This window comes from Knoellia remsis, assembly GCF_003002895.1.
Lineage (GTDB): Bacteria > Actinomycetota > Actinomycetes > Actinomycetales > Dermatophilaceae > Knoellia > Knoellia remsis.
The window spans coordinates 107179-117352 of the sequence record NZ_PVTI01000009.1 but is presented as its reverse complement, the minus strand read 5'-3'; the positions used below and the strand labels follow the sequence as shown (position 1 = coordinate 117352).

At 69.7% G+C, this 10174-nt stretch carries 8 protein-coding genes and 1 tRNA gene; 3 read left to right on the top strand and 6 right to left on the bottom strand.

The window, feature by feature from the left end; translation table 11 throughout:
- Positions 1–204 (bottom strand): transposase (locus BCF74_RS07415; RefSeq protein WP_177426635.1); only part of this gene is annotated, 204 nt, incomplete at its 3' end.
- A gap of 300 nt (positions 205–504) precedes the next feature.
- On the opposite strand from BCF74_RS07415, the gene BCF74_RS17880 reads away from it, so the two are divergent.
- Together BCF74_RS17880 and BCF74_RS07405 are read left to right on the top strand one after the other, a co-directional pair.
- Positions 505–762, top strand: coding sequence for a helix-turn-helix domain-containing protein (locus tag BCF74_RS17880; protein ID WP_106297311.1), 258 nt, complete (start codon positions 505–507; stop codon positions 760–762).
- A 113-nt stretch (positions 763–875) separates the two neighbouring features.
- The gene (locus tag BCF74_RS07405; RefSeq protein ID WP_106297310.1) at positions 876–2051 is read left to right on the top strand and encodes a site-specific integrase; all 1176 of its coding nucleotides are present in this window, start codon (positions 876–878) and stop codon (positions 2049–2051) included.
- Between the two features lie 146 nt (positions 2052–2197).
- Here the strand turns inward: BCF74_RS07405 and BCF74_RS07400 are convergent.
- The 5 genes from BCF74_RS07400 to BCF74_RS07380 all read right to left on the bottom strand — a co-directional run bounded on the left by BCF74_RS07400 (position 2198) and on the right by BCF74_RS07380 (position 6938).
- Positions 2198–2271: transfer RNA gene (locus tag BCF74_RS07400), tRNA-Thr, on the bottom strand.
- A gap of 194 nt (positions 2272–2465) precedes the next feature.
- On the bottom strand, positions 2466–4016 hold the full coding sequence (locus BCF74_RS07395) for an alpha/beta hydrolase (protein WP_106297309.1): 1551 nt from the start codon (positions 4014–4016) through the stop codon (positions 2466–2468).
- 157 nt (positions 4017–4173) lie between these two features.
- Positions 4174–5313, bottom strand: coding sequence for a DNA polymerase III subunit delta' (locus tag BCF74_RS07390; protein ID WP_106297308.1), 1140 nt, complete (start codon positions 5311–5313; stop codon positions 4174–4176).
- A complete protein-coding gene (gene tmk, locus BCF74_RS07385; RefSeq protein ID WP_106297307.1) occupies positions 5310–5936 on the bottom strand; it encodes a dTMP kinase in 627 nt (208 codons plus the stop codon). Before tmk ends, BCF74_RS07390 begins: the two co-directional genes overlap by 4 nt.
- A gap of 195 nt (positions 5937–6131) precedes the next feature.
- The gene (locus BCF74_RS07380; RefSeq protein ID WP_218279216.1) at positions 6132–6938 is read right to left on the bottom strand and encodes a MerR family transcriptional regulator; all 807 of its coding nucleotides are present in this window, start codon (positions 6936–6938) and stop codon (positions 6132–6134) included.
- Between the two features lie 311 nt (positions 6939–7249).
- Here BCF74_RS07380 and topA point away from each other — a divergent pair, with 311 nt between their 5' ends.
- Entirely contained in the window at positions 7250–10102 is a 2853-nt protein-coding gene (gene topA / locus BCF74_RS07375; RefSeq protein ID WP_106297305.1) for a type I DNA topoisomerase, read from the top strand.
- Positions 10103–10174: the final 72 nt, after the last annotated feature.

The window sequence follows — 10174 nt, the reverse complement described above, 5'->3', positions numbered from 1 at the left end:
CAGGTCCCGGTGCCGGTACCCGTTGCGGCTATTGGTGCGGTCCGGGCTACGGGTGCCGTACTCGGCACCGCACACGCTATCGGCCTGCGCCGACAGCAGCGCGTTGATGAACGTGGTCAGCAGATCGCGCATCAGGTCCGGGCTGGCCTGGGCGAGCTGGTCGTGCAGGAAGACGGCAGGGTCGATACTGGTGTTCGCGGTCATCGCGATGCTCCATTCGAGAGTGCTGTGAGAGGTTCACTCGAAGGATCACGCGGTGACCGCACCTACGTGCGTAGGGACACGCTCACCGGTGTCGTCGTACACCAACCCTATGGACTCAACTCATCCACGAGTTCGCCGCCACAGCGATCAACCGAATCATCGGTCTTCCCGAGAGCGCGCTTGACCGGTGGGTGCAACCGTCTGTCCCACCGCAAGCACGGCCGATCGACCACGCACAGGGTTCGGATGGCGAGCTCGTGACCGCCGACGCGGTGTACCAAGCAGCAGCATGGGAACGTCATGGCTGAGACCCCGAACATCGTGGTGCAGGCTCCGGCCCCTGCCTTCCGACCGTTGCCGCCTGACGGTTGCGTCCTGACTACGGCAGAGACAGCTATGGTTTTGCGCATGCCGGAGAAGACGCTGGAGTGGTGGCGTCGCGAGCGGCGCGGACCAATCCCAATGCGCATCGGCCGGCACGTTCGGTACCGCAGCGAGGACGTCAGGACTTGGCTGGCTCAACAGGCTGCGGCCGGTGAGGGCTGGATGGCTTCCTGATGGCGCGGCCCCGCATCCCCATAGGTGGGCACGGCGAGGTCTGGACGTCACCGTCGCCCGTTGGTTGGCGCGCCCGGACACAGACGCGTGATCGGGACGGTCGGCTCCGCATCGTGTCTCGTCAGGCCAAGACGAAGGGCGCCGCCAAACGCGCCCTGGAGCGGGCCCTCGAGGACCGCGCCGACCCGTCCATCGCTGGCGTTACGCCCACCATGACGTTGGGACAGCTCGGCAGCTTCTGGCTCCGTCACCGCGAGACTCACGGAAAGGTCCGATCAGGCGAGCCCCTCCAGCCTCAATCGTTGGCGGCTTACCGCACCGAAGTCGAGGTCGTCACCAAGGCGCTCGGCGGCGTGCGGGTCTGCGAGGTGACGGTTGCGCTGCTCGACTCTGCTTTGGGGACCATCGGGAAGGGCGAGCCTTACGGACATCTCGAGGCTCATCTGGACCGACACGGAGACCCTAAGTGGCGCTCCACAGGCCAGATGCGTTCCGTCCTGAAGGGGATGCTCGATCTGGCGGTTCGGTATGGAGCGCTGGAGGCCAACCCGATGGCCTCCGTAGCGCGCACCGCGCGACGTCGGAAGATTGATGTCGACCACCTGACCGTCGAGCAGGCAATCCACCTGCGCCACCTCGTCCGTCCGGAGGTGCAGCGGGTCCCCGGCAAGCGCGGCCCAAACCGAGACCTGATGGACGTCATTGACTTCCTCCTGGGCACCGGGTGCCGCGACGGCGAGGCATTGGGTGTCCGCTGGCGCGATCTCATCGACCTGGGCAGCGATCGCCCGATGGCGCACGTGTGTGGCACGCTCGTTGAGCCCCGCAAGGGCTACGTGGAGAAGCTCTTCCGCCAAGACCTCACCAAGTCGGGCGACGACCGCACCCTGCTCCTCCCCGACCACGTGGCCAAGATGCTGCAGGAACGGCGCAAGGCCTCCCAGTGGCGAAGCCTCGATGACCCCGTCTTCGCGTCCCGGACTGGGAACTGGCTCAACCCCTCGAACATTCGCACTCGGCTTCGGAACGCCACTCTCGGCGCGGAGGAGTTCGGGCTGCCCTCGGACGAGGGACTCTCCCCACATGACCTCCGCCGGACCGTCGGCACGCTCATCGCACACGAGGTCAGCCTGGATGCGGCCCGGGATCAGTTGGGCCACTCGGACGGCTCCACGACCTACCAGCACTACGTGGGCAAGCGACCGATCAGTCCCGACGTTCGCGCGACGCTAGACGTCTTCTTCGGCGGCCTTCCCGACGCGGTGCCGCTGATCGCACACGAAGCCTGAGTAGTCGCTCCTGCACGACCCTCGCAGCTCGGCTGCGGGGGTTTCCGCGTCCATTCACGTACCTAAGATGTACATCAGTCGCAGATGGCCCCCAAACGCAACCAGCCCCTGCCAGCGTTTGTGCTGGTCAGGGGCTGGTTTGTCGGAGCCGCCTGTCGGAATCGAACCGACGACCTATTCATTACGAGTGAATCGCTCTGGCCGACTGAGCTAAGGCGGCATGCGGCCCGACGGGTCGAGCACGCCGGACGAGTATACGAACCCGAGCGCCCAACGACGAAATCGTGGGCCGACGGACGTGCAAAGGGCCAAGAGGCCGCGCCGCTGCGTGCTCAGCGCCCCGGCACCCGGCCACCGCAGAGTGCTATTGCACGTCGGTCGGCCCGCGCCCCGCCCGGCCTCAGCCCAGCCGCCTCAGCACTTGAGCCCGTCCTGCGGCACCTTCCCGGTCAGGTAGAACTCGTCGATCGGCTTGTCCACGCACGAGTTGGACCGCATGTATGCCGTGTGCCCGTCACCGTCGTAGGTGATGAGCGAGGACTTGGCGAGCTGGTCTGCGAGCCGGACCGACCATTCATACGGTGTGGCGGGGTCGCGGGTCGTGCCGACGACGACGATCGGCGGCGCTCCCTCGGCCGTCACCTTCTTCGGCGGCTCGGACGAGCGCTCAGTCTTCACCGGCCACGAGCCGCAGGTCAGCGACGACCACATGAGGAACGGACCCCACGTCGGAGCCTCCTTCGTCGACGCCTCCGCGGCCGCGGCATGCTCGGGCACCGACGACGACTCGGGCTTGTCGAGGCAGTTCACCGCGTAGATGACCTCCATGATGTTGCCGTTGTAGCCGCCCCCGGGGTTGCGGTCGGCGTACGTGTTGGCCAGCCCCATGAGCTCGGACCCGTCGCCCTTCAGTGCCGCACGCATGGCCTCGACGAGCGTTGCCCACATGCCCTGGTCGTACATCGCGGCGGCGATCCCTGTCGACGCCCAGCCTTCGGTGAGCTCGGGCACGGCCGCGTCGCCGGTCTTCGTCAGCGGCTGCTCGTCGACCCGCTCGAGGAAGTCGCGGATGCCCTGCATGACCTCGTCGACGCTGCTGCCGAGCGGGCAGTCGCCCTCGTCGATGCAGTACTGCGCCCACGCACGGGTCGCCGTCTCGAACCCCTTGGCCTGTCCGAGGTTGATCTCGGCCGACGTGAGGTCCGGAGCCACGACACCGTCGAGGACGAACCGGCCGACGAGCTCGGGGAAGAGGTCGGCATACGTCGCGCCGAGGTAGGTGCCGTAGGACTTGCCGAGGTAGTCGAGCTTGTCCTCCCCGAGGCGGGCTCGCAGGATGTCCATGTCCTTCGCCGCGTCGACGGTCGACACGTGCCCGAGCAGCGGCCCGGCGTTCGAGCCACACGCGGCCGCGAACTCCTTTGCGCCGGAGGCGAACTCGGTCTGCTCAGCCGCATCATCGGGTGTGGGGTCACCGCCGAGGAAGTCGTCGAGCTCGCTGTCGGTGAGGCAGTCGATCGGCGCGGACCGGCCGACACCGCGAGGGTCGAACCCCACGACGTCGTAGCGGTCCCGCACACCCGAACCGACGATGAAGTCCGCCGACCGCGCGTAGTCGACCCCCGAACCGCCAGGACCGCCCGGGTTGACGACGAGGGAGCCGATCCGCTTCGACTGCTTCTTCGCCGGCACGCGCAGCACCGACACCTTGATCGTCTCGCCGTCGGGCTTGGCGTAGTCCAGCGGCACCTCGAGCTCGGCGCACTGCCCGCCGGAGCACCGCTCCCACTGCAGCTGCTGGGCATAGAACTTCTCCGTGCCCTCCATGCCGGGCGGCGGGGTCTGCGGGGCGACCGACGTCGGCTTCGGAGCGTTGTCGCGGCCCAAGAGGTCGCCGACCGACGAACAGCCGGACGCGAGGACGGCGACCGAGGCGAGGGCAGCGGTGACACGAGCGCGACGCATGGCGCCGACCCTACGGGTCGTTCCTGAGGCTTCGCCTGTCGTATGCCGTCCGCGTGCCCAATGCGACTTATTGCCCGTTTGGGCGGCAACGCTGGACAGCGCGCCCACCGCACAACGGCCCAAACGGGCAATAAGTCGAACCAACCACAGGCGCGGGTCAGCGGGGGAGGCGGAGCTCGAGGGTCATGGCCTCGAGGGCGAGCAGCGGCTGGACGTTCGCCGCGATCCGCTCGCGAGCCGTGCCGATGGCGTCCATCGCGACGAGCACCCGCTCCGGCGGCAGTACCCGCGCCACCTGCTCGACGACGGAGCGGGAGTCCTCGTTGACGAGGCCGGTCGCCGCACCCGTGTGCAGCACGAGCGCGTCGCGGTAGACCGAGAGCAGGTCGACGAGCGCCCGGTCGACCATGTCTCGCGCGAAGCGAGTCGCCCGGGCCTTCTGCTCCTTCTCGAGCGAGGCGACCTGCGAGCGGATGTGCGGCGGCTGGGTGCGGGCCGACGGGTCGGCGCCGAGGAGCTCCATGAGCCGGGCCTTCTCGGCGGCGTCGCGCTCGGCCGACGACGCCTGCGACTCCTCGGAGGCGATGGTCGACAGGTCGGCAGCGGCGTCGATGGCCTCGCCGACGGTGCGGATCTTGCCCGCGAGCGCGATGACGTCGTGACGACGGATGCGGGCGTCGTCGTCGCGGGCGAGCCGGCGGGCCAGCCCGACGTGCGACTGCGCGGCCCGCGCCGCGTGCACCGCCATCGCCCGGTCGATGCCGTCACGCCGGACGAGCAGCTCGGCCACCGCCTCGACCGACGGGGTCCGCAGCCGCACGTGCCGCGAACGCGAGCGGATCGTGATGATGACGTCCTCTAGAGAGGGCGCACACAGCATCCAGACGGTGCGTGGCGACGGCTCCTCGAGAGCCTTGAGCAGCGCGTCGGCAGCGCGCTCGGTGAGCCGGTCGGCGTCCTCGACGATGATGACCCGCCAGCGTCCGACCGACGGCCGATGTGCCGCGAGCGCGACGAGGTCGCGCGCCTGCTCGACCTTGATCGACAGGCCCTCGGTCGCGATGACGTCGACGTCCGCGTGGGTGCCGTCGACCGCGGTCCGGCACTCACGGCATACGCCACAACCACCGTCAGGACACTGCAGCGCGGCCGCGAAGGCACGCGCCGCGACCGAGCGCCCCGACCCGGGAGGGCCGGTGAGCAGCCAGGCGTGCGTCATCGCGGCGGGTTCGGCGACCGCGCGCGACAACACCGCGACCGCCGGCTCCTGCCCGATGACGTCGTCCCAGACGCTCACGGCAGCAACCCCGACGACGCCAGCCGGCCCAGGACGGACTCATGGATCTCCTCCGGCGACGCGGTGCCGTCGACGACGAGGTAGCGCTCCGGCGACCCCTGCGCCAGGGCCAGGAAGTGCTGCCGCACCGCCTCGTGGAACACATCGGCCTCGGACTCGAGCCGGTCGTGGACCTCGCCGCGCCGCCGTCGCCCCTCCTCGGACGGGACGTCGACGATGACGGTGAGGTCGGGGACGAGCGAGTCCACAGCCCACATCTGCAGCTCGTGCACCTCGTCGGCGCCGAGCAGGCGCCCGGCCCCCTGGTAGGCGACGGCCGAGTCGGTGTAGCGGTCGGTGACCACGACGGCTCCGCGCGCAAGCGCCGGCCGGATGAGCTCGTCGACGTGGTGCGCCTTGTCGGCGGCGAAGAGCAGCGCCTCGGCGCGCGGCGAGACGTGGTCGCCGTGCAGGACGAGGTCGCGGATCGTCGCGCCGAGCGGCGTGCCGCCGGGCTGGCGCGTGACGACGACCTCGCGACCGGCCGCCTCGAGCGCCGACGCGAGCAGCCGCACCTGCGTCGACTTGCCCGCGCCGTCGCCGCCCTCGAAGGCGATGAAGAGGCCCTGTTCCGTCCCGGTCACGCAGCCGAGCCTAGGCGAGCCCGACGACAGGTGACCCGGGCATCAGGCGAGCCGACCCGAGACGGCCCGCGGGCGGCATACCCACGCGCCCGGCCGACCGGCCGGAAACGCGAGGGTCCGGACGGAAACCTTCCCTCCGGACCCTCGCGCTTCCCTCCTGGGGAGCAAAACGACCAGCCCCAGCCGGGCCCAGCCTCACGCCCCGGCAGCGCGGTCGGCGTTGGCGTGGATCGCGTCCCGCACATACTGCGCCAGCCCCGGCGCGATCTCCTCGTACGTCGCGGTGAACCGCGGGTCCTCGACATAGAGGTCACCGAGATTCCGGTGGAACTCCGGCGAGCAGTCGTAGAACCAGCGGTCGATCTGCAGGCGCGCCTGCTCGGCCGCGTCCATCGCCGCCTCGCTCGTCGCCGGCTCACCGGACTGCAGCGCCGCGACGAACGCCGCGTTCACCTCGTCCTGCTCGGTCTTGACCTGCTCCCAGTCCGCCTTGGTGTAGCGCTTGGTGCGCTCCGACGACTGCTTCCATGCGTCGGTGTCGCCCCAGCGCTGCTCCGCCTCGGCCTGGTACTCGTCGCTGAACCCGTCGCCGAAGACCTCCTTGAGGTCCTCGGTCGTGGCCGGCTGCTCGTGCATCTCTCGCTCCAGTCTCGTGTCGATGGCGTCCACCAGCGCCGACAGCTCGTCGACCCTGGCCATGACCGCATCCCGCTGACGGAGCAGGTGCTCGCGCATCGAGCCCTCCCCGCGCAGCAGCGCCGCCACCTCGTCGAGCGGCAGCTCGAGCCGCCGGTAGGTGACGATCGTCGCCAGCCGCTCGAGATCCTCCGGCGTGTAGAGCCGGTAGCCGGCGTGCGAGCGCTCCGACGGGCTGAGCAGCCCGATCTCGTCGTAGTGGTGCAGGGTGCGCACCGTCACGCCGAAGGTCGAGGCCACCTGGCCCACCGTGAGCAGCTCGTCCATCCGGGCAGTCTCTCGCGAGGGGTGGTGTGTCGTGGTCATGGAGACCACCGTGGCGCCTCCCGTCGCGTGAGGGTCAAGCCGCTTTCCGGCTTCGTATGCCGTCCGCTGCGGTCTGTCGCCCGCTCACCTCAACTTTCCCGCCCCATGCGAGAACCTTGAGTGAGGTGCGGCTTCGGTAGTCGCACCTCACCCAACCTTGTCGCATGGGGCGGGAAAGTTGGGGCCCGGAGCGGGAGGTGAGCGGGCGGCATACCGGCGCGCGCCGGCATACCTGTACCGTCCCTTTCGTTCCCTCGTCGGAGCAGCGACGAATCCGCTGCACGAGGTGATCAGATCGGAATCGGTGCGCTGTGAGTACGACCACCCCCGCCGGCTCGGGCCGCAAGCTCGTCATCGTCGAGTCCCCCGCCAAGGCCAAGACCATCGCCGGCTACCTCGGCGCCGACTGGGACGTCGAGGCGTCCGTCGGCCACATCCGGGACATCCCGACCCCGTCGGAGATGCCGGCCGACATGAAGAAGGGCCCGTTCGGCCGCTTCGGCGTCGACGTCGAGAACGGCAGCTTCGAGCCCTACTACGTCGTCGACCCGGACAAGAAGAAGAAGGTGCGCGAGCTCAAGGCCGCGCTCAAGAACGCCGACGAGCTCTACCTCGCCACCGATGAGGACCGCGAGGGCGAGGCCATCGCGTGGCACCTGCTCAAGACGCTCGACCCCAAGGTGCCGGTCAAGCGGATGGTCTTCCACGAGATCACCCGCGAGGCGATCCAGCGCGCCGCCGCGAACACCCGCGACCTCGACACCGCACTGGTCGACGCGCAGGAGACGCGCCGCATCCTCGACCGCCTCTACGGCTACGAGATCTCGCCGGTGCTGTGGCGCAAGGTCAAGGCGGGTCTGTCCGCCGGCCGCGTGCAGTCCGTCGCGACCCGCATGGTCGTCGAGCGCGAGCGGGAGCGGATGGCGTTCCGCTCGGCCAACTACTGGGACGTCGAGGGCGAGTTCACCCCCGACGCGCAGACCAACGCGTTCACCGCCCGCCTCACCGGGGTCGACGGCCGCCGGGTCGCGAGCGGTCGCGACTTCGCCGACGACGGCACCCTCAAGGGCGACGTCGCCCACCTGGACGAGGCGACCGCCCGCGGCATCGCCGAGGCCGTCCTCGCCGCCTCCGTGACGGTGACGAGCGTCGCCGAGAAGCCCTACACCCGCCGCCCGAGCGCGCCGTTCACCACGAGCACGATGCAGCAGGAGGCGTCGCGCAAGCTGCGCCTGTCGAGCAAGAACTCGATGCGGGTCGCGCAGCGGCTCTACGAGAACGGCTACATCACCTACATGCGCACCGACTCGACGGCCCTGTCGCAGTCGGCGCTCAGCGCGGCCCGGCAGCAGGCCCGCGACCTCTACGGCGCGGACTACGTCCCCGAGGCGCCGCGCAACTACGCCAAGAAGGTCAAGAACGCGCAGGAGGCGCACGAGGCCATCCGCCCCGCCGGTGACCGCTTCCGCACGCCGGCCCAGGTCGCCGGTGAGCTGCGCGGCGACGAGTTCGCGCTCTACGAGCTCATCTGGAAGCGCACCGTCGCCTCGCAGATGGCCGACGCGCGCGGGTCGACCGCGACCGTCAAGCTCGGCGCGTCGCTGGCCGCCGGGGCTCCGGCCGAGCAGGTCGAGTTCAGCGCAAGCGGCACGGTCATCACCTTCCGCGGCTTCCTCGCGGCCTACGAGGAGGGCCGGGACGAGCAGCGCAACGCCGAACGCGACGAGGAGCGGCGTCTGCCCAAGCTCGGCGAGGGCGCAAGCCTGGAGGTGCTGCGCGCGGAGGCCGACGGTCACGACACCTCTCCCCCGGCCCGCTACACCGAGGCCACGCTCGTCAAGGCCATGGAGGAGAAGGGCATCGGCCGCCCCTCGACCTACGCGAGCACGATCGGCACGATCCAGGACCGCGGCTACGTCTCGAACCGCGGCAGCGCGCTCGTCCCGTCGTGGCTCGCGTTCGCGGTGACCCGGCTCATGGAGGAGCACTTCACCCGTCTCGTCGACTACGACTTCACCGCGACGATGGAGGAGGACCTCGACGAGATCGCCCGCGGCGACGAGCAGCGCGTCGCGTGGCTGTCCCGCTTCTACTTCGGCGACGAGGCCCGCTCGAGCGAGGGGCTGCGCGACCTCGTCTCCGACCTCGGTGACATCGACGCCCGCGAGGTCTCGACGATCGACATCGGCGACGGCATCGTCGTGCGCGTCGGCCGGTATGGGCCGTACGTCGAGGAGGTCGCGCCCGCCGGTGTCGACCCCGTCACCGGTGAGATCAGTGAGTCGTATGCCGGTGAGTCGCCTTCCGAGGGATCCTCCGACGGGGGTGCCGAGTCGGGTTCTGCGACACAGGAATCCACGCCGCGACGGGCCACGATCAACGACGACATCGCCCCCGACGAGATGACGCCCGAGAAGGCGCGCGAGCTGCTGGCGACCGCCGCCGACGACGGTCGCGTCCTCGGCCAGGACCCCGAGACCGGGCGCGACATCGTCGCCAAGGCCGGGCGTTACGGGCCGTATGTCACCGAGGTGCTGCCCGAGGAGCTCGCGAACCTCAAGGGCAAGGCGAAGGTCAAGCCGCGCACCGCATCGCTGTTCAAGGACATGGACCTCGCGACGATCGACCTCGAGACGGCGCTCAAGCTGCTCTCCCTCCCCCGCGTCGTCGGGACGGTGACGGAGACGGTGACCGGCGAGGACGGCATACAGACCGAGAAGCAGGTCGAGATCACGGCGCAGAACGGCCGCTACGGTCCGTACCTCAAGAAGGGCACGGACTCGCGTTCGCTCACGACCGAGCAGCAGCTGTTCGACATCACGCTCGAGGAGGCCGAGGCGATCTACGCCCAGCCCAAGCAGCGGGGTCGCGCGGCCGCGAAGCCGCCGCTCAAGGAGTTCGGTCCGGACCCGGTCTCCGGCAAGCCGGTCGTGGTCAAGGACGGCCGCTTCGGCGAGTACGTCACCGACGGCGAGACCAACGCGACGCTGCGCCGTGACGACGACGTCGAGACGCTGACCCAGGAGCGGGCCTTCGAGCTGCTCGCCGAGAAGCGCGCCAAGGGCCCGAGCACCCGCAAGCGCGCCGCCAAGAAGACGGCGAAGAAGACCACGAAGAAGGCCGCCGCCAAGAAGACGACGAAGAAGGCCACCAAGAAGTCCTGAGCCGGCGGGCAAAAGCTCACCACGCGCTGAGCGCACGCGGCAGGTTCGGCAAAACCCTGTTCGGCCAGCCCC

Excerpts from the sequence above, each read along its gene's own strand:
- BCF74_RS07380 (WP_218279216.1), bottom strand. The coding sequence starts at position 6,938 with ATGACCACGACACACCACCCCTCGCGAGAGACTGCCCGGATGGACGAG.
- BCF74_RS17880 (WP_106297311.1), top strand. The coding sequence starts at position 505 with ATGGCTGAGACCCCGAACATCGTGGTGCAGGCTCCGGCCCCTGCCTTC.
- BCF74_RS07395 (WP_106297309.1), bottom strand. The coding sequence starts at position 4,016 with ATGCGTCGCGCTCGTGTCACCGCTGCCCTCGCCTCGGTCGCCGTCCTC.